This window comes from Microcoleus sp. AR_TQ3_B6 (genome assembly GCF_036702785.1).
In the GTDB taxonomy this organism is placed as follows: domain Bacteria; phylum Cyanobacteriota; class Cyanobacteriia; order Cyanobacteriales; family Microcoleaceae; genus Microcoleus.
In genome coordinates, this window is sequence record NZ_JAUBVJ010000006.1 from 1 (window position 1) to 24,815 (window position 24,815).

The 24,815-nt window shown below is 47.5% G+C and carries 16 protein-coding genes, 1 tRNA gene and 1 pseudogene; 13 read left to right on the top strand and 5 right to left on the bottom strand.

The window, feature by feature from the left end; genetic code table 11:
- Nucleotides 1-195: RRXRR domain-containing protein (locus QUB56_RS04665; RefSeq protein ID WP_332953577.1), on the bottom strand; the 195-nt coding region annotated here is incomplete at its 3' end.
- 275 nt (nt 196-470) lie between these two features.
- Nucleotides 471-815 (bottom strand): hypothetical protein, encoded by a 345-nt coding sequence (locus QUB56_RS04670; protein WP_332953579.1) that lies wholly within the window; start codon nt 813-815, stop codon nt 471-473.
- 112 nt (nt 816-927) lie between these two features.
- On the opposite strand from QUB56_RS04670, the gene QUB56_RS04675 reads away from it, so the two are divergent.
- The 8 genes and pseudogenes from QUB56_RS04675 (at nt 928) to QUB56_RS04710 (ending at nt 11,074) form a co-directional block, all read left to right on the top strand.
- Nucleotides 928-1,821 carry an ion channel gene (locus QUB56_RS04675; protein ID WP_332953580.1) on the top strand — a complete coding sequence of 298 codons (894 nt, stop codon included), beginning with the start codon at nt 928-930 and terminating at the stop codon, nt 1,819-1,821.
- A gap of 91 nt (nt 1,822-1,912) precedes the next feature.
- A pseudogene (locus QUB56_RS04680) lies at nt 1,913-2,224 on the top strand (DUF433 domain-containing protein).
- A 3-nt stretch (nt 2,225-2,227) separates the two neighbouring features.
- The gene (locus QUB56_RS04685) at nt 2,228-2,356 is read left to right on the top strand and encodes a hypothetical protein (RefSeq protein WP_332953582.1); all 129 of its coding nucleotides are present in this window, start codon (nt 2,228-2,230) and stop codon (nt 2,354-2,356) included.
- Between the two features lie 19 nt (nt 2,357-2,375).
- Nucleotides 2,376-3,551: an exonuclease SbcCD subunit D gene (locus tag QUB56_RS04690; protein ID WP_332953583.1), complete on the top strand. Its 1,176-nt coding sequence runs from the start codon at nt 2,376-2,378 to the stop codon at nt 3,549-3,551.
- A 216-nt stretch (nt 3,552-3,767) separates the two neighbouring features.
- A complete protein-coding gene (locus tag QUB56_RS04695) occupies nt 3,768-6,809 on the top strand; it encodes an SMC family ATPase (protein WP_332953584.1) in 3,042 nt (1,013 codons plus the stop codon).
- Nucleotides 6,810-7,060: 251 nt separating this feature from the next.
- Nucleotides 7,061-8,230, top strand: a complete 1,170-nt coding sequence (locus QUB56_RS04700) for a pyridoxal phosphate-dependent aminotransferase (protein WP_332953586.1) — start codon at nt 7,061-7,063, stop codon at nt 8,228-8,230.
- A 16-nt stretch (nt 8,231-8,246) separates the two neighbouring features.
- On the top strand, nt 8,247-10,145 hold the full coding sequence (locus QUB56_RS04705; RefSeq protein WP_332953587.1) for an aminopeptidase P family protein: 1,899 nt from the start codon (nt 8,247-8,249) through the stop codon (nt 10,143-10,145).
- Nucleotides 10,146-10,531: 386 nt separating this feature from the next.
- Nucleotides 10,532-11,074: an EF-hand domain-containing protein gene (locus QUB56_RS04710; RefSeq protein ID WP_332953588.1), complete on the top strand. Its 543-nt coding sequence runs from the start codon at nt 10,532-10,534 to the stop codon at nt 11,072-11,074.
- A 475-nt stretch (nt 11,075-11,549) separates the two neighbouring features.
- Here the strand turns inward: QUB56_RS04710 and QUB56_RS04715 are convergent.
- Together QUB56_RS04715 and QUB56_RS04720 are read right to left on the bottom strand one after the other, a co-directional pair.
- Nucleotides 11,550-11,622 (bottom strand) — tRNA-Thr (locus QUB56_RS04715).
- Nucleotides 11,623-12,139: 517 nt separating this feature from the next.
- Nucleotides 12,140-14,299, bottom strand: a complete 2,160-nt coding sequence (locus tag QUB56_RS04720) for a WD40 domain-containing protein (protein WP_332953589.1) — start codon at nt 14,297-14,299, stop codon at nt 12,140-12,142.
- Nucleotides 14,300-14,683: 384 nt separating this feature from the next.
- On the opposite strand from QUB56_RS04720, the gene QUB56_RS04725 reads away from it, so the two are divergent.
- The 5 genes from QUB56_RS04725 to QUB56_RS04745 all read left to right on the top strand — a co-directional run bounded on the left by QUB56_RS04725 (nt 14,684) and on the right by QUB56_RS04745 (nt 24,170).
- Nucleotides 14,684-15,832: a sulfate ABC transporter substrate-binding protein gene (locus QUB56_RS04725; protein ID WP_332953591.1), complete on the top strand. Its 1,149-nt coding sequence runs from the start codon at nt 14,684-14,686 to the stop codon at nt 15,830-15,832.
- A 241-nt stretch (nt 15,833-16,073) separates the two neighbouring features.
- Nucleotides 16,074-16,934, top strand: a complete 861-nt coding sequence (gene cysT / locus QUB56_RS04730; RefSeq protein WP_332953592.1) for a sulfate ABC transporter permease subunit CysT — start codon at nt 16,074-16,076, stop codon at nt 16,932-16,934.
- Nucleotides 16,924-17,802 carry a sulfate ABC transporter permease subunit CysW gene (cysW, locus tag QUB56_RS04735; protein ID WP_332953595.1) on the top strand — a complete coding sequence of 293 codons (879 nt, stop codon included), beginning with the start codon at nt 16,924-16,926 and terminating at the stop codon, nt 17,800-17,802. Before cysT ends, cysW begins: the two co-directional genes overlap by 11 nt.
- Before the next feature lie 148 nt (nt 17,803-17,950).
- Nucleotides 17,951-18,310 (top strand): NIL domain-containing protein, encoded by a 360-nt coding sequence (locus QUB56_RS04740; protein WP_332953598.1) that lies wholly within the window; start codon nt 17,951-17,953, stop codon nt 18,308-18,310.
- 820 nt (nt 18,311-19,130) lie between these two features.
- A complete protein-coding gene (locus QUB56_RS04745) occupies nt 19,131-24,170 on the top strand; it encodes a DUF4347 domain-containing protein (RefSeq protein ID WP_332953599.1) in 5,040 nt (1,679 codons plus the stop codon).
- 90 nt (nt 24,171-24,260) lie between these two features.
- On the opposite strand, the gene QUB56_RS04750 is transcribed toward QUB56_RS04745, so the two are convergent.
- On the bottom strand, nt 24,261-24,641 hold the full coding sequence (locus QUB56_RS04750; protein WP_332953601.1) for a c-type cytochrome: 381 nt from the start codon (nt 24,639-24,641) through the stop codon (nt 24,261-24,263).
- Nucleotides 24,642-24,815 lie beyond the last annotated feature (174 nt).

Genomic DNA, 24,815 nt, shown 5'->3' on the forward strand with positions numbered 1-24,815 from the left:
TTGATACAATCGAGAAAAATCGAAGAGAATTAAAGCCGTCCTAGAAGGACGGGGCTTCAGACCCAGTTCTTTGGTGAATGGATACCTTCTGAAAACAGCAGCTTTGTTAGTCGTTAACAATTTGCGAGCCATTCCAGGGCGGATTGGATTGAGCGGTCGTTTGTGACTATCAAGTACAAAAACAAAATTAGACATAAAGTCCTCCATTGCTGGGTAAAGTTCGCTCCCTTGAATGTTTTATGAGCTTGTTATGCCAAAAGCACTGGTTTAACCCCGCCCGAGCCTGTTTAACTTTTAGCGATAGAGCGGAAAACTAGCGACGGATTTTCCGGTATCATGACTCTAAAAACGTAGGTCTAATCCTGTCTCTGGTAAGGTTCGGGCTTTCTTCTCGAACCGCTCGAAACGAGCCGGACTTTCCAAAAGCCCCCGCTTTTAAGCGTGGGGTTCCTTACTACAAACACCTTTTGTTAATCTTCAACTTGTCGGACAGCCATGCGTTGCAGCGGCAGGCTGAGTATGCTAGAAGCAGTCAATAAGTAAGAAAGAACAGTAGTCAGCTTCAAACTGAGCAATAACCAGCTATCCTCTGGTAGGTGAAGTTTCAGCCCGAAAACAGAGATGCAGTAGACTGTCCAGTAAGTAAAGCTCATCTTGATTAGGATTTCTTCGCTCAAAGTACGCGAAGCGAAGCTATCCCGTAGGGAATCGTCCGTTGGCTGCGAGTTGCGATTATCGCCCAGCAGGACTAGACCCGCAATAGAAGCCACAAAAGAAACCATAACGAGATAGTCATGCCAGTTAAGCTCAACCATTTCTAAACTCCGCTTTTATCCGAATTTTTGGAATCAGACATCAGTCTAAAGGATAAGTTTTCCCGCTCAAAGCAATAGTTACAAATTGAAACAGCCCCAGTTACAAATCGCAATGAAAATTCACCGCAACCGCCAGCCACAAGCTCGTTTAGTCAGCCGCAAAGGACAATTCCCCTTAAATATTGTCAAGTTGGGAGTACCTCGCCTGCATTTTGCCGACCTCTACCACAGGCTGCTAACTCTTTCTTGGCCGCAATTTTTCCTGCTCATTTGTCTCTCCTATACAGTCACGAATTCTTTATTTGCCTTAGCTTACTTGGCGGGAGGAGATTGCATTGCTAACGCACGGCCGGGTTCTTTCCAAGATGCCTTTTATTTCAGCGTGCAAACAATGGCGACGATCGGCTACGGCGCGATGTATCCGCGCACGGATTACGCTAATACAATAGTCGCGATCCAAGCGCTTTTTGGTTTGTGGGGAGTCGCGATGATTACGGGACTGGCTTTTGCGAGATTTTCCAGACCAACAGCTAGAGTTATGTTCAGCCGCGTAGCTGTGATCGCTCCTTTCAACGGTGTTCCAACTCTGATGTACCGCACGGCAAATCAGCGTTTCAACCAAATTTTAGAAGCGCAGCAGCGAGCTACTTTGATCCGCGACGAGGTAACATCGGAAGGAGAATTTATGCGGCGTTTTTACGATTTGCAATTGGTGCGGAGTCACTCTCCGATTTTTGCATTAACTTGGACGGTTATGCACGCAATTGACGAGAGCAGTCCTTTGTACCAACTTACTGCCAAAGACTTGATGGAACAGCAAGCGGAAATTGTAATTACGTTAACAGGACTTGACGAAACTGTTTCGCAAACTATTCACGCGCGACATTCTTTTGTGGCGTCGGAAATCCTGTGGAATATGCGGTTTGTAGATATTATTTTGAAACCGCCGACGGGAGGGCGGGTGGTTGATTATACTCGGTTTCACGATGTGAAGCCTGTGGAATAAAAGTTGTGAGTATCATAGTGCTAGGATACCTCTAGGACGACCAAACTTGATATTTATGACTTCAGTTACTGCGAAGATGACACTCAAATAATTGCAACCGCAACTCTTGGCTTTAACTCCCGAAGAAAAGGCTCAAGCTATACAATTCCTAGCTCAAAGTTTAAGCAACTTTTGACCGGGAATTCAAAAGACCCCCGGTGTCACGGGCACAGAAGCCTGTATCCGAAAAACTCGGATTCCTGTTTGGCTGTTGGTAAGTTATCGCCGTCAAAGTGCCACCGATGCTCATATTTTAGAAGGTCATCCCGAGCGGAATGCCGTAGATTTGGTGAATGCTTTTAGTTATGCTGAGGCAGATCCTGATGAGATTGAAAGAGCAATTAGAGAACAGGAAGAGGCATAAACTTTGGCAGATATTTATACGGCGATCGCACAAAGCATTATAACAGAAATATTTTACCATTTTAAATCAGGCTTTTATGAACTGGCCGAAGAGCCAGTTCTTGAAAATGGTACAGCATCTCAGTTAAAATAAACAAAATACTCCTCGTACTATGCGAATAATTCATACTGCTGACTGGCATTTAGGGCGACGTTTTCGAGGAATCGATCGCACTGGGGAAATTGCGATCGCCCTCGAACAGATTTTGAAGCAAGCAAAAGCCTTGGATGTCGATGCTGTGCTCGTCGCCGGCGACATTTTCGACGTGCCCAACCCCACGGCTTACGCCGAACGCATTGCTTATAACTTTTTCTGCCAACTCCAAGCAGCAGGAATTCCCGCAATTGCGATCGCCGGCAATCACGATTCGGCATCCCGCATAGACAGCATCGCGCAATTGCTTTCCCTCGCCGGTGTGCGCGCTTTAGGCAAGCCCAGGCGATCGGCAGACGGCGGCACGATTACTCTTAATACCAAAAGCGGTAAACTTTGTGTAGGAGCGATGCCTTTTGCTTCCGAACAAAGACTGTTAGATGCTAATTCTCTCTGGCAGTCTGGCGATGCGGAACGTCGCAAAGATTACCGCGAAATTGTAGCATATTTACTCGAAGATTTAACCAGGGATTTTAGAGACAATACTGTCAATTTTCTCATGGGACACATGAGCATTGACGGCGCTCGATTGGCAAAATCCGAAGTCGCTTATTACACGCGAGAAAAATACCTGCTGTCCTCGCAAACTCTGCCGCCGGAAGCTCAGTATGTTGCCCTCGGGCACATCCACATTCATCAGCGGATTTCAGAGACTTCTCCCGCTTATTATTCGGGTTCTTTGATTCAGTTAGATTTTGGAGAAGCGGAACAGGAAAAAGGATTTTGCTTGATCGAGGTTGAGCCGGGAAGTCAGGCAAAGGTGGAATTTAACCCGGTGACTTGCCACAAGCCGTTAAAAGTGCTTAAATGTCATAACGACAATCTTGATGAAACTTTACAAGCTCATCAGTATCATCCTGGTTTTTTGAAAGTAATTGTCGAAATGGACAGTCCGCAAATCGGACTTGCCGATCGGGTGCGTCAAATCTGTTCTCAAGCCCTGTTAATTGAACCGCGCTATCCAGAGGCAGCGCTAGAACCAACAGAAATAACTAATATCGATCCCAATAATTTCGATCCGGCAGCCGAGTTTTGCAACTATTATCAAAACAGATTGGGAACGACACCGAAACCGGCAGTATTGGAGGAATTTCAAAATTTGTACAAGAAGTTTAAGGAAACAGTTAACAATTAAATACTGTTCTCCCCCTTATTTTAACTTCCAGGCTCCGTCTGGAAATATCTAGAGGCTCTGCCTCGCGCTTTAACTTCCAGGTTCCGTCTGGAAATATCTAGAGGCTCTACCTCGCGCTTAAATAGGAAAATTGGAGGCAGAGCCTCCGGATATGCGTTACCAGGCAGAGCCTGGTAAAGAGTAAGAGAAATCCACCATTTAAAATCTAAAATCAGTATGCGTCCACTCGAACTTATTCTCGAAGGATTTACCAGCTTCCGCCAGGAACAGCGTTTAGATTTTTCTCAACTAGATTTGTTTGCAATTACTGGTGCTACAGGCGCGGGCAAATCTTCACTGCTAGATGCCATGACTTACGCTCTTTTTGGCACTACTACTCGCAGCGGCAAACAAGTAAGTGATTTGGTAAGTCAAGGTAGCGAAAATTTAAAAGTACAGTTGCGTTTTTCTGTGGGTTCGGCACAGTATCGGGTGACGCGAAGGTGGCGTTTTCGTCCAAAAAATCCCGAAAATAAGGTGATTTTGGACAACTGGCAAAATGGCGAATGGGAAACTTTGGGGACGAGTATCGTTGCTGTTCAAAATACGATTGAACAGATTTTAGGAATGGATTTTGATACTTTTACGCGAGCAATTGTTCTGCCTCAAGGCAAGTTTGATGAGTTTATTAAAGGGGATACTTCAAAACGCCGGGAAATTTTGCGGCAGCTAGCGGGATTTGAGATTTTTGAGCAGATGCGGAAGGAAACAAATGAGCTGGCAAAGTTGCTGAAACAGGAACGGGAAATGGTGGAAAGGCAGCTAGCTGAGTTGGGTGCGCCGACGGCGGATGAGGTGGCTCAAAGACGATCGCAACTTTTGATTTTAGAGCAGCAGTTGCCTGAGTTCGATCGCGCCGTTATGAAAGCTCAGAAGGCTCTAGATGAAGAGGAACAGCTATTTTCGCAAATCGCTCGCTGGCAAGAGCTGCAACAAAAACTGGCTCAATTAAATGCTAATTCCGATGAAATGAAAATTTTAGCACAGCGTTTAGAAAAAGCGCAAGCTGCCAATCATTTACAGGGAGATTGGGCTTTAGTGCGATCGGCGCGCAGTCAGTATGAAACTGCCGAAAGTGCCTCGGTGGCAGCGCGAACGCAGTTAGTTAAAGCTCGCTACGAGCTGGCCCAAGAGCAGCAGAAACTTGACGAGGCTAAAGCCAAAGAAGAGACCCTAGCGCCACAAATCAAGGCTCGCGAAGATGCTCTGGCTGCTGCTAAAGTATATGAAGAACAGCGCGTTCAATTAGAAAAAGAAGTGGCGCTTGCCCAAATAAATCAACAGGAAAAGCTCCGCTTTTTTCAAGCAGCAGATAAAGAAGTGGAAGCTGCTAACACTAAAATTAAAAGTGCGGGTTTTCGAGTTACTCAAATAGCGACGCAGCTCGCACAGTCTTTGCCGGGAGGAAAGCGTTTAGAGCAATTGCAGCAAATTGCACCCTTATTGATGGAATTTCAGCTAATTGCCAATCAGGAAAAAACTCAGCAGCAACAGTTAGAGAAATCTATCGCAGAGAAGGAAAGCGCTCAACAGAACTATGTGGAGCTTGCCACTAATTTAGAAGCAGCAGAATTCAGGCTAAAAGAGTGCGATCGCGAGTTAGAAGCGGCCCAAACCGCTAATGCGGAAGCGGCACGTTTAGAGACTGTTGCTGCTATCAGAATGTCCCTGAATTCTGGCGAGACTTGCCCGGTGTGCGGAGGGGTGCATCCTGAGAGCGAGCTCCTCCCTCCTTTGCCGAATTCTAATATTGTCGATGTCGCTGGTTTGCGGCGGAAATTGGCGGCTGCAACTAAGGTTTTTCAAGCTGCTCAAAGCTTGGCGGCTGAGGGGAAAAGTGCAGTTTCAGCCGGCCTGCAAAAAGAGTCGGAAATTTCTCAAATGCTGGAATTAACCGCGAATAGACTTGCCGAATTGCAGCAGAATATCACTCAAGTTTTGGGAGATCCTCAGTGGGAAGTGTTGCAGTTGCACCAGGAACTGGCAAGACTTCAAGAGAGCGATCGCCAATACCGCGAAATCGAGCAGCAGTTCCAACTGGCATCATTGGAATATGAAAAATTTCAGGAAAGATTTAATTTTGCTGTGGCGACTCAAGCAGCTAAACAGCAAGAATATCAAGAGGCGAGTGCCGAATTAGACCGCCGGCAGCAGCAGTTGCAAATTTGTCTAAATGCGCTTTATGAAATTACCGAATATCAACCTTATCCTAATTTAGTAAAAGCCTTAGAAGAAGACAAGCAAGCCTTGGCAAATCTGCTGAAAGTTGCCGAAAAATCTTATCAAAGGGCTCAAAATACGGTTATTCAAGCAGCAGAGAGAGAGCAACAAGCTGGAGAGTTTTTTGGAGAAGCCCAGGCTCACAAACACCAGCTAAACCAGGATTGGTCAGCAAAATTAACAGCGGCTGATTTCACAGAAGAGACATTTTTAGCAGCGGTTGCGACAGTTAAGGAACAATCGGAATGGCAAAATGCTATTCGCTCTCACCGCGAATCCAAAATTCAGTTAGAGACGCGGGCGAAAGATTTGAGCGAGGCGATCTCCGGCAGAACTACCGATGAGAATAATTTAGCACAAGTGCGATCGGCAAAACATACCGCCCAAGAAAACCTCAAACAAGCCAACAACAACCGCGCCGAACTTTTAGCTTGGATTCAAGTAGCAGCGCAAAATCTCGAACAAGCCGAAAGACTGTCACAGCAAATCACCAATTTTGCAGAACAAGAGCAAACTTATCACACCTTAGCGCAGAATCTCAAATCCAACGAATTTCAATCATATATTTTAGAACATTTAGAAGCAGAATTAGTGGGCAGCGCCACATTAATTTTGCAAGAATTAACCGAAAATCGCTACAAACTAAGAAACCAAGACGGCGAATACTGGGTAGCAGATAATTGGAACGGCGGCGAAGCTAGACGAGTGCGGACTCTTTCCGGCGGCGAAACCTTTGCCACTTCCTTATCAATGGCTTTAGCTTTGTCAGAGAAACTGTCTCAAGGATCTCACTTGGGCAGCTTGTTTCTCGATGAAGGATTTGGGACTTTAGATACCGAAACTCTCGAAAGCGTTACTCAAATTTTAGAATCTTTGCGGCAGCGAGAAAGGCTGATAGGAGTGATTACCCACGTTCGAGCATTGGGGGAAAGATTGCCCGCACAAGTTAAAGTGTTTAAGTCGCCACAAGGTTCTAAAATTGAAGTTGAAAGAGTTTAATTATAATATAATAAGACTTAGGCAAAAAGTAGTTGGACTCGCTCTTTATAGCGATCTCGGTTCACAGTGCGAACCCTACAAAGCATATATGTAGGGTGTGCAGGGCGCACCAGTTAACTAAGTTAGTGATTGTAGGGTGTGCTTCGGGCTGAATGTTGCGATCGCAGATAGAAACTTTTCCCGCTGACGCACCCTACTTGAGTCAAGTCTTGACTACAAACAATTTTATTCTAAAAACCGAGCTAAATTAAATGAAAAATCACCCAACTCGAATGCAATCGGTACAGTCGCCAATAATTCCAGTAATTGGCGAACTGATCCGCCAAAATCCGGGAACGATATCCTTAGGACAAGGTGTAGTTTACTACAATCCGCCCCAAGAATCCTTTGAAAAAATCCCCGAATTCTTGGCAACTCCTGACAATCACAAATACAAAGCCGTCGAAGGCATTCCACAATTACATGAGGCTATCGCAGCCAAACTCAAAACAGATAACAACATAGAAATTAACAGCAAAAACTGCATAGTTGTTACCGCCGGCAGCAACATGGGATTTACCAACGCCCTTCTCGCTATTACCTCGCCTGGAGACGAAGTTATTATCCAAGTACCTTATTACTTCAACCACGAAATGGCGGCAATTATGGCAAATTGCCGACCAGTGATAGTAGAAACCGACGCCAACTATCAACTTAATATCGATGCTATAAAAAAAGCAATTACCGACAAAACGCGAGCCATTGTCACCGTTTCACCCAACAACCCAACCGGCGCCGTTTATCCTTCCGAAGCATTGCGGGAAGTTAACGAAATATGCCGCCACCACAACATCTATCACATCAGCGATGAAGCCTACGAGTATTTTACTTATAACGGCGTCAAACACTGTTCGCCCGCCGCTTTTCCCAATAGCAGCGAACATACAATTTCCCTGTTTACCCTCTCCAAAGCCTACGGTTTTGCGAGTTGGCGAATTGGGTATATGGTAATACCAGAACACTTGCTGGTTTCAGTGAAAAAGATTCAAGATACAATCTTAATTTGTCCGCCGGTCATTTCTCAGTATGCAGCCCTGGGAGCCTTGCAAGTTGGTAGAGGTTACTGCGATAATTATCTTAGGGCGATCGCATCTGTGCGGCAACTCGTATTAGAGGAACTCAATACCATTCAAAACTTCTGTCAAATTTCCCCGGCCGCCGGAGCATTCTACTTTTTCTTGAAAATTGATACTGAACTCGATACAATGCAATTAGTCGAACAATTAATTCGCGAATATCACGTAGCAGTCCTTCCCGGTACAACCTTCGGTATGGATAGCGGCTGCTATTTGCGGGTTGGTTACGGTGCTTTTGAGAAAGCAACTGCCACCGCAGGTATTAGGAGATTAGTTAAAGGTTTGAAGACAATTTTAAACAAGTAAAATAGGAAAATAAAAAATGGTTGCCACTAACTTGAAAGCCAATAAAAATCTCCAAGATACCTCTGCGGCAAAACTGGCAGACTTGCGCGATTTGATGGCAGATTATGACGTAGATTGCTATTTCATCCCAGCGGTTGACGAACACTTAAATTTATCAGTTCCAGCAGCCAAGCAACGGCGAGCTTGGATTTGCGGTTTTACGGGTTCCGCCGGCGATTTGTTGGTTGGTAAAGATTCCGCTTGGTTGTTTGTGGATTCCCGCTACTACGAACAAGCAGAATTGCAAGTAGACCCTGGACTCATCGAAATATCGAAACTCGGCTTAGAAGGAAATTTAACCTCGGTTGAAACTTTAGAAAAACTGGCTGTAGAAGCGGCACAAAGATCGACGAAAATTCGCCTGGGTTTTGACCCGTTTACCCTAGGGACAGAGCAATATCAAAATTGGGTGAAAAAATTTGCGACGGCGGAGATTGAGCTCATACCAATCCCGGAGAATTTGACAGACAAAGTGCGATCGCAAAATCCTTGGAAAACAGCAGAGACGTTACCCGCGATTGATGCAGAGCCCATATTTAGCTTACCTGTATCCCTGACAGGAGAAACCGCCGCCGAAAAATTAGCCAGAGTCAGGGAAGCGATGCAACTCGCCAATATCGATGTGCTTCCGATTACCAACCTGAATCAAATAGCGTGGCTGTTCAATCTCCGAGGCTCGGATATTCCCCACATTCCCATTTTCATAGCCTATGCCATTGTCACCACAGATGCAGCGTTCTTGTTTACAAATCCCGAACGAATTCCGCTAGAAATCAAGCAAGAATTGCGGGCGGATGTAACTTTGCTTCCCTACGCAGACTATCCGCATACATTAGAAACTTGCGTAAATTTGCCCAATAAAGTTCGGGTACTTTTAGACCCGAAACACAGCACAGCGGGCACGTACCAGTTACTCTTAAACCAGCAAGAAGCGCAGTTTTACAACATTGAAATAATTTTTGAGGCACATCCGGTAGAAGGGATGAAAGCTCGCAAAAATCCTGTAGAAATCGAGCAGATGAAATCAGCCAATTTCAAAGCAAGTCGAGCGAAAACTTTGACTTTAAAGTGGTTGACAGAACAGCTAGAGAATGGTAAGGTAGTGACAGAGTTTGATGTCAAAGAAACTATCGAAAGATTTTACCACCAAGAAACAGATTTTCAGACTTTAACTTTTAGAACGATCGCGGGTGCGGGAGCCAATAGCTCGATCGTACATTACGGAACCCCCAGCCCAGAAATCACCTTAAAACCCGGAGAATTGTTGCTACTGGATTCCGGCGCGCAATATTTAGCAGGTACAACCGACGATACGAGAACAGTAAGTATCGGAGAACCGACGGCGCTACAAATAGAACACTACACAACAGTGTTAATCGCGCACATCAACTGTGCAATGCAGCAATTTCCCAAAGGAACAACGGGAGCGCAATTAGATGCGATCGCCCGTGCGGTATTATGGCAAGAACAGCTAGACTACGGACACGGTACAGGGCACGGAGTCGGCGCGTTTTTAGCCGGTCACGAAGGGCCAAACGGCATCAGCAAATCTGTGCAGTATCCCCTGGAAGCCGGAATGGTAACCAGCATTGAACCGGGATATTACAAACCGGGATGGGGCGGAATTCGCATCGAAAATCTCTATGTTGTCAGGGAAATGCCATCCAAAAACGGTTCGGTTTGGTACGGATTTGAACCGCTGACGTATATTCCGTTTGAGCGCAAATTGATAAATGTCGATCGGCTCTCAAAGGCTCAACTAGCATGGTTGAATAATTATCATGCTGCTGTAGTCGAGAAACTGGAACCCGTACTTGATGCAGCAGCAATTGAATGGTTGAAAAAAGCCTGCACTGCCTTAGGTAAAGCCTTGTAATTTGTCGCAGATTTAACTTGTGTACCTATTTTTCGGGAAACTCTTGTGGGGTGGACACGCGAGCCCGCCCCCAAGATACAAAATAGCACATATAGCAATCATAAATCAGTGGTGAGAATATAGAGGGAGCAGTTTTCTGGGAATTAGTTATTTATGCTAGCCGACTTGAATGAGTTAATCTAGTCGAACCCCGACCCTCGTGAGTTAAAGCGGGCGGTTTTCAATCCGGACCTGAAACGCATTTGCTGATTTTAAGCTGCCAGTAAAATTTGGGATTGTAAATATTATTGTACCTTAAAAAAAAATGCAATCGATGGTGTATTATAATCAGCAGCAATTGCAACAGTTGAAAAAAACATTAAACCACAAAACAAGGAAGATTATTTATGCTGAGTGAATTTCAAAAAAGAAAGCTCGCCTTGCGCTTTTATATGCTTGACACGTCGAAGGATGGAATCGTAGAATTAGCAGACTTTGAACAACATGGTCAAAAGCTTGCTGAACTGAGGGGGATTCAACCCGGTTCAACAGACTATGAGAAAATCCTCTCCGCCTCTGTCGCTAGCTGGGAAACTTTTTGGAAACCTGCTGATACAGATGGAGACAATAAAGTCACATTGGATGAATACCTGAAGTCCGCCGATATCTTGATTGCGGCAAATACAGGCGAAAAAACACAATTTAGGGTTGATAAAGGCTGTTTTGATTGTGTCGATATAGATGGGAATGGAGAGATTTCATTAAAAGAGTATACAATCTATTTGAAGTCATTAGGCCGCTCAGAAGAAGACGCTAAAATCGCTTTTTCCAAAATAGACACGAACGGAGATGGGAAACTTTCCCGAGATGAATTTTCCATCGCCCTGTACGAATATCACGCAAGTAACGATCCCCAAGCGCCCGCCAACTGGTTTTTTGGTTCGTATTAATCGCCACCCGGCTTCAGAGTCTTGGGCCGTCTCTCGGTTAGAATTGGCAGAAATAGGAACCGTTTCAGAGAGTTCTTCTGAAAGCAACATCTTTATTTAGATCGAGGTAGGGGATTTTTACAGAATAGAAATTCCCTGCCTTGGTCAAGCAACAAGCGTGATTTTTTTACTAAGGCAAGAGAAGCTTAGACTTATGAAAAAGCTCGCAGTTGTAACGGCTGCTAATCGCGGATTAGGTTTGGAAACGTGCCGCTTTCCTGGCACAAAGAGATATTCAAGTCATTCTCATCAGTCGCGCTCGAGTCAAGGGTTAAACGGCAGTCGATCGAGTCCAAGCCCAGAAATTGGATGTCAAATATACCAATCCTAAATCAGTTGCGAGCAATTTCCCTAGGTTTGCAGCTTAGGAAAGTCCAAGATTCTATCTTGACTGACCAACTCAAAGTGTATTTAATCCGATTGAAAACTGCTATAAAGCTGGTGACAGGATTTGAACCTGCGACAGGCTGATTACAAATCAGCTACTCTACCAACTGAGTTACACCAGCAGTGAAACTTAATATAGCAAACTTATAGTCATTAGCGCAACCCCCCCAGCCAATTTTTTTTCAAATTCGCCCAAAACCCCTCGGGGCAAGGGCTAAACCGGAATTATCCTCCATGTCTAGTTAAATCCCGCATTCCTCTTTTAGAGGAGTTGGGCAGGACTTACGCACCTCGATCTCAGAAACCCGGTTTCTTCCTATATTTCTGATTGCTCAACCCAAGTTTTCGTAGAAACCGGGAATAAGCGCTTCCATCCGTAAGTTTTGTTTAGTTTCTCGCTGTGGGGTTGAAACCAGCCAGACTCGCGGCAAAAGCAGATTATCTGAGATCTAGTCGCTCGGTGGGGGCGGGTTTATGTAGATTGTTAGTGGGAATTATAGATTGTTGGTAAAACCCGCCCCTACAAGTATTGTGGTTAATTTACCCAACACGATAAGACTAATGACTACTAACTAATGACTACTAACTAATGACTACTGACTACTGACTACTGACTAATGACTAATGACTAATGACTAACTAATCGCAGCGCCAAATCTTAATCGTCTCATCCGCACTACCACTGACAAGTATCTTGCCTTCTGGTGCGATCGCCACCGAGTACACCGTACCCGAATGTCCCTTAAGACTCCTCAACAGATCCCCCGTCTGCAAATTCCAAATATTAATCGTATTATCATCGCCCCCGCTCGCCAAAGTCAAACTGTCCCCACTGATAGCAACCGACTCGCCCCGACTCACATAATTCTTCAAAATATGCAGCGCCTCATTCGTTCCTAAATTCGCTACACCCTTTCCCTTGGCAGAATTAGTATTTAAAATCCGCAACAAACTGCCCGTATGCAAATTCCGCAGCTTAATCGTATAATCATTGCTGACGCTAGCAAGAATCTGACCGTCCGGCGCGATCGCCACCGAATTCACCCCAACCTTCAACCCCGAAAGAGTCCGCAGCAACTTGCCGCTTTCCACATCCCAAACCTTGCTCGTCGCATCACTACTGCCACTCGCCAATATTTTACCGTCCGGGCTAAAAACCACCGAATTCACATTGTCCGAATGACCCTTCAAAGTCCGCAGCAACTCACCAGTCCGCAAATTCCACAGCTTAATCGTATTATCAGCCCCGCCGCAGCTAGCTATTATCTGGCGCTTCGGGTTAATCGCCACCGAATTCACTTCCATAGAATGTCCCGGAAAAGTACACAGCAAATCACCGTTGTGCAAATTCCAAAACTTAATGGTTTCGTCCGAACTGCCGCTGACCAACATTTTTCCGTCATAGCTAATAGCCACCGAATTTACGCGATCGGAATGTCCCGTCAGAGTGCCAAGTAATTCCGTTGTTTCTAAATTCCAAATCTTAATAGTTTTATCCCAACTGCCGCTAGCCAGAATTTTGCCGTCAGGACTAATCGCCAGAGAATTCACAAACGATGAATGTCCCGGCAGCGTAAATACACACCGCCAGTTCAGATGTGTTAATTTGTGAGCTAATTCCTTCGCCCGCTGAGATGCCGCCTTAACTTCCTCTCTCCGTTTGAGTTCAGCCTCCTCCAAACGCTGGCGTTCCGCCCTAGCTTTCGCCTCTCGAAGCGCCAGCCGCCGCATCTCTCCCTTATAGACTATTCGCTGCTGCTCCTGAATTTCTTTAAGAGTTTCAATATACGGTATGGCCCAATCTTTAGAAAACCATTCCTGAGAAAATTCCGCCTCTAAATTAAATAGCTGAGGTTCGTGAGCAAAATCGATATTTAAATAATACAAATCAGCTAAAAAAGCCGCCAATAACTTATGAATTGTCACAATTATTTGCCGAATAATCCGCAGGCTCACCTTTTGGTCTTTCCCCTCGGCCTCCAACTGGTGATAAACCTCTTCCCAATTCCAAGGCTGCATCGCGACTAAAGAAACGTTTTGATTTATGACTCCCCAAAAACCGACATGAAAATTAACTTCATAATCGCTGATATCGCTGTACAGTATAGCTGTAGGTACGGGAGACAAAACGCTCTGCAACCGCTCCACATCAATATCAGAAATCGCCTTTTTGAAATAGTCTCCGTAAAACTGAACCGGACACAATTCTCCGTGCTGGGGGTAGTGCTGGTTCAAAAAAGCTCTCAACTTAGCCGGCAGCTCGATATTCAGATTGTGGCGAAACGAAGACGGGCAATCTTGGCTAATCTTTGCCGGAGCAACTAACAGCAGCAATCGGTGCTGCTGCTGCTGCAAAATCTGTTCAGTTTCCTGCCTGCTCAAATTAGAAAACCAGTTGTCCCTGTCCCAAATAGCTTGAATTTCGGTCAGCTTAACTCGAATTGCTTCTGATTGAAACTCCCGCATTAAGTCGCGGCAAAGCCTGCTAATTGCCCGCTTATCTCTCAATTCTTGTGATTTAATTCGATTAGCGCGTTCTTCCTTTACCCTTTCTTCTGCATCGACGAGCGCGATTAATTCTTGTTCTCTGGTCTGCTGCCCCTGCAAATATCTAACTTGTGCTTTAATCCAGCGGGGGTCTTTTTTGATTTGCTGGTTCAAAGCACCAGAACCAGACGGCTCAATTTCTCCATAGCGTTCGTTGACAGCGCTTGCTCCCAATCTTTCTCCCAATTCGCAGGCTACAGGCTTCAACAGTTCAATTAGGGTGTCTGAGACGGGGCGGGGTAAGGACATCATACCAGTTAAAACTTTTTCTTACTTAAGGGCGATCGCGCGAGTCAGGCATAGGCCCGCTTAGGCGGGCTCTCTTGGCAGGTATATTACATTTGGGCGATCTGCCGATGGTAGTCGTGCAGGCCTATCGTGCAAGCCTATCGTGCAGCCGCGCCTGCTTAGCACCCTAACTCAATAATAGTATCTCTATAGATAGTCCACATTTTAGCGCCAATCTGACTCGAAAGCACCGAAGGAAAAGACTTTAGGATATTCGATCGACCCTGAGTTCCCCCCATTCGTTTTTTTTGTTGCCATTTGACTCGCTCTTGTCTATAATCGTACTTCACAACCATAATTACGGTATTCCGACCTAAAAACCGTACTTTCTCTAGAGGAACAAATATAATGAGTCCGTGGCAACGCCTAACTCAACACCTTCACTGGCCGCAGCAGCCACCAGTCGGTACAAATAAATCATTGACTGCGCTGAAAAGATTTGTGTCGCTATTTTTAGTGGGAATAACTTTAAGTCTAGCCGTTGCATCCTGCGGCCAGGGAACCAGCAACAACAATCCCGCAGCCACTCCAAACGGTGCTACCCCAGCAGCCAACAAAGGCAACGTAGAATTAACCCTAGTATCCTTCGCCGTCACCAAAGCCGCCCACGAAGCGATAATTCCCAAATTCGTAGAACAGTGGCAAAAAGAAAAGGGTCAAACCGTCACCTTCAACCAAAGCTACGGCGGTTCCGGTTCCCAAACTCGGGCCGTAATTGACGGTTTAGAAGCAGACATTGTACACCTAGCCCTCGCCCTCGACACTGCCAAAATCGAAAAAGCCGGACTCATTGAGCCCGGGTGGGAAAAAGAAGTCCCCAACGAAGGCATAGTCAGCAAATCCGTAGGAGCAATAGTCACCCGCGAAGGCAATCCCAAAGGCATTAAAACCTGGGAAGATTTAAGCAAAGACGGAGTGAAATTGATCACCGCCGATCCTAAAACCTCAGGCGTTGCACGCTGGAATTTCCTCGCACTTTGGGGCTCGGTTGTTAAAACAGGAGGAGACGAAACCAAAGCATTAGACTTTACTACTAAAGTCTACAAAAACGTCCCCATCCTGACTAAAGATGCCCGCGAAGCCACCGATGTATTTTTCAAACAAGGGCAAGGTGACGCCTTAATTAACTACGAAAACGAGATTATTTTGGCGGGTCAGAAAGGCGAAAAACCGACTTATATTATTCCCGAAGTCAATGTTTCGATCGACAATCCGATTGCCGTTGTCGATAAAAACGTTGATAAACACGGTACTCGCGAAGTCGCTGAAGCATTTGTCAAGTTTCTCTACTCCCCAGAAGCTCAGCGAGAATTTGCCAAAGCAGGCTTCCGCCCAGTAGATGCGACAGTAGCGGCGGAACCAGAATTTGTCCAAAAATATACGCCCATCAAAACCCTATTTACAGCTCAAGACTTAGGAGGTTGGGGAGATATTCAGAAGAAATTCTTCGATGACGGAGCTGTTTTTGACAAAATCCAAGGTTCAATTAAACAGTAGTGGCCGGGGCGGGTTTACGCGATGATTGCTTTTAGTCACATACGATCGGTAAAACCCGTCTCTGGTATGGTGCGTCGCTGCTAGATATTCGATCGCGCCTTGCAGATTCTAGGAGGGCGGCGCACCCTACATCTATCTAATCGGTCGGGGCGGGTTTACGAGATGATTGGTTTTAGGCAATTATTTTTGGTAAAACCCGCCCCGACAGCAATTATTCTTTCTAACTCAAAACTATTGACTTATGGCTGGATCATCTGCAATCAGTAATCCTCAACCTCCGATCAAAAATATCAAAAAGGCGATCGGCAAAATAACATTACCTTGGGGAATCACTCTAGGCTACCTCAGCTTAATGCTATTCCTCCCAGTTGTAGCAATGCTGCTGAAAGCCAGCACAGCAAACCCCGTCGAATTTGCGAAAATTGCCACCAGTCCGATCGCCCTTTCCGCCTACGATGTCACCTTCTTTACGGCATTAATTGCGGCCTTAATTAACGGAGTATTCGGCACATTAATTGCTTGGGTATTAGTCCGCTACGACTTTCCCTTAAAACGGATTGTAGATGCAGTGGTCGATTTGCCTTTTGCACTGCCCACCTCTGTTGCAGGTTTAACTCTCGCCACAGTTTACAGCGATAACGGCTGGATTGGTTCGCTTTTTGCACCTTTGGGAATCAAGATATCCTTTACTCGATTGGGCGTAGGCATAGCGATGATATTTATTTCCTTGCCATTTATCGTTAGAACCGTACAGCCCGTTTTAAACGAGATGGAAAAAGATATCGAAGAAGCAGCTTGGTGCTTAGGTGCTTCTCAATTTGAAACCTTCTGGCGAGTAGTTTTACCGCCGCTATTTCCGTCTATTTTAACCGGAGTAGCACTCGGATTTTCGCGAGCGGTTGGCGAGTACGGGTCTACTGTAATTGTAGCTTCTAACATACCGTTCAAAGATTTAATCGCCCCGGTTTTAATTTTCCAAAGGTTGGAACAGTACGACTATGCAGGAGCAACAGTTATCGGTACTGTCATGTTAGCTATTTCCCTGGCAATGCTGTTCGCAATTAATCTCTTACAAGCATGGAGAAGACGCTATGACGGCTAATATCAATTCACCCGCTGGTTACAAATTTCCGCCCGCAGGTTCTAGTCGGAGTCAGGAAAAAGCTTGGGTAAAACCAACTTTAATCGCAATTGCGATCGGCTATCTCGCTCTTGTCTTATTTATCCCCGCGCTCAATGTTTTTTACCAAGCTTTCAGAAAGGGATTTGAGCCATTTTTTTCTAACTTAACCTCGCCCGATTTTCTGCACGCAGCGCAACTAACCCTGATAATTTCTCTGATTGTTGTGCCTGTAAATACAGTCTTCGGTTTGTGTGCTGCCTGGGTAATTGGCCGCAACAAATTTCCGGGTCGGACGCTATTAATCAGCCTTTTAGACGTACCTTTTGCCATATCTCCCGTAGTTGCAGGTTTAATGATTGTACTGCTTTACGGTCGGCTGGGATGGTTCGGGTCGTGGCTGGAGGGGGCCAATATTAAGGTTATTTTTGCCTTCCCTGGAATGGTGCTGGCTACTGCTTTTGTTACCTTGCCTTTTGTTGCCCGCGAAGTAATTCCTGTTTTGGAAGAAGTGGGAACCGATCAAGAAGAGGCGGCGAAAACTTTGGGAGCAAATGACTGGCAAATTTTCTGGAATGTCACGCTTCCCAGTATTCGCTGGGGATTGCTTTACGGAGTAATTTTGACCAATGCTAGGGCAATGGGAGAATTTGGAGCTGTTTCTGTGGTGTCGGGAAATATTGCTAAAAAAACGCAAACTTTGCCTTTGTTTGTAGAGGATGCTTACAAGCAGTACGCGACGCAAGCCGCATTTTCAGCGGCGGTAGTTCTAGGTCTTTTAGCAGTTGTTACCCTCGTGCTTAAGGAGATTTTGGAACGAAAAACGAGCATTAAGGAAGTTGAAGAATAATCATCAGTCATTAGGGTGCGCAGTTGTTAGTCATTAGTAGGGTGCGGATCTATCGACAATCTGCTTGGAATCTGGAAAATCTCGCCGATCCGCACTCTACAAGATATTGGTGAAAAATCTAAACTGAAACAAACATTAGGAGGCCCAAATGTTAGCTCACAACACTAGCGAATCTGAATTTGAGGCGATCGACAATTTTCACAAAACCCAAGAATCAGATATTCCCAAATCTGAGATTGGCGACAGCAGACCAACTCAAACCCGCATTCGCATTCGTGTTCCTAAAGAATACCATCAGGAACCTGTCATTTCTAATCTGATTTCTGAATACGGTTTGACGGTTAATTTTAATGCTGCTTTGTTGGGTGTCAAAACTTTAGATGACGGTTGGTTTGATTTGGAACTTAACGGTTCAAGTCAACAGATTGAAAGTGGTCTGATTTATCTCAATGATTTAGATGTAGAAATCTGGAGCAATTCCAATAAGCCCGATGAAGAAACTTGGTAATTAGTCACTCTAGGAGGCAGAAACCGGGAATAGGAGTTAAGATTTTGAACCCAAAAGCAGAATTTTCTTTCCTATTCGCGGTTTATTGAGTCTAATAGTCTCCAGAAATGTTAGTCATGAGTCAGCATTCATCAGTCATATCAACTCCGCGCTTCTGAGGAATTGTAAAATCGAATCAACAGTCAATACTCAACTATCATTCAGTTTTTAGACCCCTCCTTCAACAGTCAACAGTCAACAGTCAACAATAATTCCGGTGCAACCGGAATTGATATCATATCTATTCCTGTAAAATAACCGTTATCACGTTTCTAGTGAAAAATGCAAGTCCTCTGAGTTTTATGAGGACTTGCATTGCTCACTAGAAACCTATGTGAGAGCGGTTGTTCTATCGCACATCCCTATCATTCAGCAGCTAAGCACTACTAAATAATATTAGCTTACAGCTAATAACCGTGACTGATGACTCTTGACTAACAAATATCGATCGCCATCGGTTAATTATTAGATTGACTATTTTGATAAAATCTGGTATTCTCTCCATCTCTGGTAGCTCAGAAAACAGCACCCAAGTCTTCTCCAACATTTTTGTAACAGCAGGAACAATATCCCCCTTTAAAACTTCTCAACAATCAAACTAACTCAGTTAGGCTAGGCGATCATAAAGAAACGTTTTTGTCAATATTCAATTTAGGTAAAAGTTAGGTAAAGTGAAAGTGAGGGGCGATCGACTCTCAGCCGCACCGGAAAAAGAGCGATCGCTGCTGCGGTTGGTTTGTGCTATGAATTTGTTGTGTGCGTGTACCAGGAGAATTTGAGCGTGGAACTCTATAAAGAACGGAAACACCAGATAGTTTTTGCAGATTCACAAGTTAAAGATTGCGAAAGTTTAACAGAAACAGCCCATCCCGATACAGAAATTGTTATTCTCAAAGCCGATCGCGACGGCATCGAGCAAATCGCCGAAACACTTAAACAGCGGAAAAACATTGCAGCCGTCCACATTTTGTCTCACGGCGCAGCAGCCACGTTGCAACTGGGGGGCACAGAACTAAATCTGTGCAACATTGAAAGCTACCGCAATTATTTAGAAAAATGGTTTGCTTTGCCAGCAGCCGAAGCAAACTCGAACACTTCAATGACCGCTAAACCGGAAATTCTACTTTACGGTTGCAACGTCGCCGCCACAGAAGCCGGTGTCGCCTTCGTCCAAAGGCTGAGCCAGCTCACCGGGGCAAATATTGCCGCTTCCGATAACTTGACCGGCAGTGCGGCACTGGGTGGAGACTGGGTGCTGAAAGTGACTACGGGCAAAATAGAAACACCTTTAGCATTTTCTGCAGAGGCGAGGGAAGCTTACAGCGAAGTTTTAGTCGCCACATTTGACCAACTGCGAGATGCGATAACTCTGGCTAACGCTTTGCCGAATGCAGACACGATCGCCATCACCGGCAACATCAACTTAGCCGCCGGACAGGTCCTGCCCAGAATTTCCACCCCCATCACGTTTACTGGCGGCGGTTTCACCCTAAATTTCGGTAATAACCGGGGCTTTTTTGTAGACAGCGCGACTGCCCCAGTCAGCTTTTCCAACTTGACATTGACCGGTGGTCGAGCGCAAGGCGGTGCCGGTACGGGGGGCGGTGGCGGTGCGGCCGGCATGGGCGGCGCACTATTTATCAACAGCGGTGATGTCACAGTTAATAGCGTTACCTTCAGTGACAACAGCGCTACGGGTGGCAATGGCAGCGCCCGCCTGGCGAACGCCGCCGGAGGCGCTGGCGGCAACACCGATTTTGCAAGCCTGTTTCCCTTCGTTGCCTCCGGCGGCGCCGGTCAAGCAGGCCTCCCGGGCTTGGTAAATAACGGCGCGGCAGGTGGGCCTGGCGGCCCCGGCGGCAGTGGTGGCGCTGGCACTGGCGGATTGCCAGGAACCGGTCTCAACGGCGGAGTTGGTGGCGCGGGAGGGGTTGGTGGCAGCGGTACACCGGGCGGTACTAATGGCGGAGTTGGAGGCCTCGGCGGCAGCGGTGGCACTGGAGGCTTGGGTGGCGGTGGCGGTGGCGGTGGGGCTGGCGGCCCCGGCGGCACAGCAGGTTCGGGCACAGCAGGCGCTGGGGGCGTTGGTGGCGCTGGCGGCGCTGCCGGATTCGGTGGCGGTGGCGGCGGTGGCGGCAGTGGCGGTACTGGCAGTGTCGCAGGTGCGATCGGTGCTGGCGGTGTCGGTGGCTTCGGTGGAGGTAGCGGCAGCGGTGCAGCAGTATTACAGAGCACGCCCCTCGGAGGTTTTACCCCAGGTGGCACTGGTAGCCCAGTCACTGGCGGCGGCGGTGCTGGTTTGGGAGGCGCAATTTTTGTAAATACTGGCAGCAGTTTGACCCTGAACAACAGCACTTTGTTCAACAACACAGCAATAGGGGGCAATCCGGTCGGCACGGACCCAACAGGCAGTGCTACGCCGGGTCTTGGGGCGGGTGGCGCGATTTTTGTCAACTTCGGCGCTACTGCAACTCTCACTAACAACACCATTACGGCCAACCGTGCTGGTCCTACTCCTGCTCCTGTTGTTGCTACTCTTGCTTACGGGGGGGGAATTGGTACTAACGGCGGTACTGTTAATCTCAGAAATTCGATCGTCGCAGGCAATATTGGTGGCGTCCGTCCCGACGTGTACGGGACATCCTTCACTGCCACCAGCACCAACAATTTGATCGGGAGCGTTGGTATTGAGAGCAATTTACCTATCGCCCAGCAACTGACCGTTCCTCTAACAAATGTCTTGGTGACCCTTAACCAACCCGCATTGAACGGAGCTACAGGCGTTCCTGTTACCTATGCTTTGGCGGACAGCACTGCCACCGTCACTAATCCGGCCATCAACGGCGGCAGCAACGCTGCGGCTGCGGCTGCGGGGACGACTGACCAGCGGGGTGCTGGCTTTCCTCGGACGATCGGCACTGCTGTGGATATCGGCGCCTACGAGTACGGCCCGAGCGTCACTGGCGTTAAATTCAACGACCTTAACGGTGACGGCGTTCGGCAGACAACTGAACCAGGTCTATCGGGCTGGGTGATTTCTGTAGGCACCAAGAGCGCTACTACCGCAGCCGACGGCACTTACACCATCCGCGACGTAAAAACAGCTACTCCGATTACAGAAGCGCCGCCCACTGGAACCCCTGCGACAGCTTGGGTGCAGACTGTCGGTCCGAATCCGGCAAATACGGGTATTGTTGATGTCACCGGTGCCAACTTCGGTAATTTCCAGAAAACATCGATCGCGGGCAAAACCTACAGCGACATCGGGGGCAACGGCTTCACCCCCGATGACACCGTATTAAACGGCATCACCGTTAACTTATACAAAGACACCAACGCCAACGGCACCCTAGATGTCGGCACAGATACTGCAGTGGGCACTCCGCAAACGACTGCGGGAGCAGGAGATTACCTCTTCTCCGATATCGGCCCGGGCAATTACCTGATACAAGCCATTCCCCCAGCCAACTCCAGTATTTCTTTCCCCGCTGCCCCAATTCTCCTTACCGCCCCAAGCGGTACTGCGGTCACCGCCCAAAACTTCGGCGTTTTCCAAAACATCACCGTCAGCGGCACCAAATTCACCGACCTCACAGGCAACGGCTTCTCTGCTGACGACACCCCCCTCAACGGCACCACCGTTCGCCTGTTCAAAGATACTAACAATAACAGCACTTTAGATAGCGGTGATGCGGAAATCGCCTCTCAAGTTACCGGGGCAGCGCCAGCAGCGGCTGGTACTTATAGCTTTACCAACGTCGGCTCCGGTCGGCATTTTGTGAGAGAAGACGTGCAGGAGGAATTCTCACAAACCGCCGGGCCGGCTTTTTATACAATTAACCCGGCCAGCGGCACCAACATTACGGGTCTAAACTTCGGCAACTTCCAGCTAGGCAAGATCAGCGGGATAAAATTTAACGATCGCAACAAAAATGGCACCCAAGATTTGCCAGCAGAACAACCCCTAGGAGGCTGGACAATCTACGTGGATGCCAACAATAACGGCACCTTCGATGCTGATGAAGAAAGCGAAATCACCGATGCTACGGGTCGGTATGAGATCGACGACCTTACACCCGGCACTTATACAGTGCGGGAAGTGCCACAAACTGGCTGGAGGCAAACTGTGCCCCCCGTCAATGCAGCCACGCCTACTCTTTCCGGCGGGTTTACGATCGCCGTCACCAGCGGCCTCGACTCCCAAAACAACAACTTCGGCAACTTCTTAGAGTCGAGCACCATCAGCGGTCAAAAATTCAATGACCTCAACCAAAACACAATCAAGGATGCCGGGGAAGTCGGGCTGCAAAATTGGCAAATCTTCATCGACAGCAACCCACCAAATGGAGTCTTCGATCAGGGCGAACTGACTACCATCACCGACGCCAACGGCAACTACACTCTCGCCGAGGTACCCCCAGGTACTTACCAGGTAAGGGAAGTCCAGCAAAACGGCTGGATCCAGACCACCCCCAACCCCGCCCCCGTTACCGTTACTCTCTCAAATAACGTCACGGGCGTTGACTTCGGCAATTTCCTGCCCCAACCCGGGACGATCCAAGGACTGAAGTTCCGAGACAGCAACAACAACGGCATTGTGGATGCTGGAGAACCGGGTTTGCCCAATGTCGAAATTCGGTTACTCAACGTCACGCCCGGAGTAGTGGGTGCTACTCCTATTACTACGACTACAAATAGCAGCGGCAACTACCTGTTTGCGAACCTAGCGCCGGGAACCTACCGCGTCCGGGAGGTCAACCAAACTGGGTTCACCCAAAGCACCCCCGACCCCGCCGACATCGCCCTCGCTTCGGGCGCTATTGTCAGCGACATCAACTTCGGGAACTTCCCGACGCTGACGGCGACGCCGACTCCGACACCGACGCCGACACCCGTACCGCCGACACCGGGTGCACCGACGCCTGCACCGACGCCTGCACCGACACCGGAACCTGTACCGACGCCGACGCCGACGCCGACGCCGACGCCGACACCGACGCCGACGCCGACGCCGACACCGCCGACACCGACGCTGACTGATTTGGTTTGCCCTGAGGACTTCCCCAGGATTGCTACTCCCAATGAGCCCGGCACTCCTTCAGGGGGTAATGTGATCAACGGCCCTAACGGCGACGATACGATCGTGGGTACTGCTGGCACTGACTCTATCTTCGGATTGGGCGGCAACGATTTGATCTTTGGCCGAGGCGGCGGCGACTACATCAATGGCAATACGGGCAACGATACTATCTACGGAGGCATAGATAACGATTCTCTCTTCGGCGGCAAAGGCTTTGACCTGATTTTTGGCGATCGCTCTAACGATACGATTTATGGCAATCGCGGCAACGACTCGATCTCGGGCGACGAAGGCAATGACCTATTGTACGGCGGCAAAGGCGATGACGTAATGTTGGGAGGCGCTGGCGACGACGTGCTAATTGGCGATCAAGGCAATGACACTCTCTGCGGCGGCGACGGTAGAAATACCTTAATTGGCGGCAGTGGCGATGATTTGCTCTTTGGTGACACCGAGGCTGACTTGCTATTTGGCGGCCTTGGCAGCGATACCCTCGTTGGCGGCATTGGCAGCAATGGCTTTGTCTTGGCAGCGGGCGGGGGAATCGACACCATTTTTAACTTCACTCTAGGGGTTGATGCGATCGCCTTGGCGGGAGGCTTGGACTTCAATCAACTGTCATTGACCGAAACTAATGGCTCAACTGCGATCGGCATCGCCAACAGCAACGAGATTTTGGCCATAGTTGCCGGCGTGCAGCCTAGCCAGTTATCGGCGAGCAGTTTTAGGTTGCTCGGTTAGTCCGCCACAAGCAGTAGGGTGCTTGTGGCGCACCTTACTCTTACCTGGACAATGGGGAGAAGGGGAACGACTTCCCTTCTCCTTCTTTGGTCAAATTTGTTCGAGATACTTTAGCAAGTCGGCCATTTCTTGCGGACTCGGCTGAAACTGGGGCATTGGTGGGGTTTGCCCGCTGGTGACTTGCCGGATCAGATCGAATTCGGATTTGCGATCGGACACTCCGTGCAAGTTGGGCCCGACTTGACTATCTGAAACGGATGTGTGACACCCGGCACAGTTCATTTGAAAGATGGCGGAACCCTGAAACGGGTTGCCCGTGAGCGATAGTACGCTTTTGACGTAAGGATCGGCGACTTGAAACTGACGAATTGTCATACTCGCCAACATGATGGCAAGCAATACCGCTAGCGCAAATATGCCAAGTCGCTCGATCGGGTTTTTAATTTCATTCCTGGCAAGTTGGTGATTCAAAGGATTTCAATTTAAAAAACTATCTACAAGAAAATTTATTTCTCATAACATAGCTTAATCGTTCGCAGCGGGGAGAGCAAGCTTACAGACCCCCTGAATGGCTATGAATGCGAAATTTCATCTGTGTAAGTGCTGGTAATATTAAAAATAGGTTGTTAAATCTTAACGTTAAGG

What these genes read in the sequence shown, in the direction of transcription:
- QUB56_RS04670 (WP_332953579.1), bottom strand. Translation starts at nt 815, where the DNA reads ATGGTTGAGCTTAACTGGCATGACTATCTCGTTATGGTTTCTTTTGTG.
- QUB56_RS04675 (WP_332953580.1), top strand. Translation starts at nt 928, where the DNA reads ATGAAAATTCACCGCAACCGCCAGCCACAAGCTCGTTTAGTCAGCCGC.
- QUB56_RS04690 (WP_332953583.1), top strand. Translation starts at nt 2,376, where the DNA reads ATGCGAATAATTCATACTGCTGACTGGCATTTAGGGCGACGTTTTCGA.
- QUB56_RS04695 (WP_332953584.1), top strand. Translation starts at nt 3,768, where the DNA reads ATGCGTCCACTCGAACTTATTCTCGAAGGATTTACCAGCTTCCGCCAG.
- QUB56_RS04700 (WP_332953586.1), top strand. Translation starts at nt 7,061, where the DNA reads ATGAAAAATCACCCAACTCGAATGCAATCGGTACAGTCGCCAATAATT.
- QUB56_RS04705 (WP_332953587.1), top strand. Translation starts at nt 8,247, where the DNA reads ATGGTTGCCACTAACTTGAAAGCCAATAAAAATCTCCAAGATACCTCT.
- QUB56_RS04710 (WP_332953588.1), top strand. Translation starts at nt 10,532, where the DNA reads ATGCTGAGTGAATTTCAAAAAAGAAAGCTCGCCTTGCGCTTTTATATG.
- QUB56_RS04720 (WP_332953589.1), bottom strand. Translation starts at nt 14,299, where the DNA reads ATGATGTCCTTACCCCGCCCCGTCTCAGACACCCTAATTGAACTGTTG.
- QUB56_RS04725 (WP_332953591.1), top strand. Translation starts at nt 14,684, where the DNA reads ATGAGTCCGTGGCAACGCCTAACTCAACACCTTCACTGGCCGCAGCAG.
- cysT (WP_332953592.1), top strand. Translation starts at nt 16,074, where the DNA reads ATGGCTGGATCATCTGCAATCAGTAATCCTCAACCTCCGATCAAAAAT.
- cysW (WP_332953595.1), top strand. Translation starts at nt 16,924, where the DNA reads ATGACGGCTAATATCAATTCACCCGCTGGTTACAAATTTCCGCCCGCA.
- QUB56_RS04740 (WP_332953598.1), top strand. Translation starts at nt 17,951, where the DNA reads ATGTTAGCTCACAACACTAGCGAATCTGAATTTGAGGCGATCGACAAT.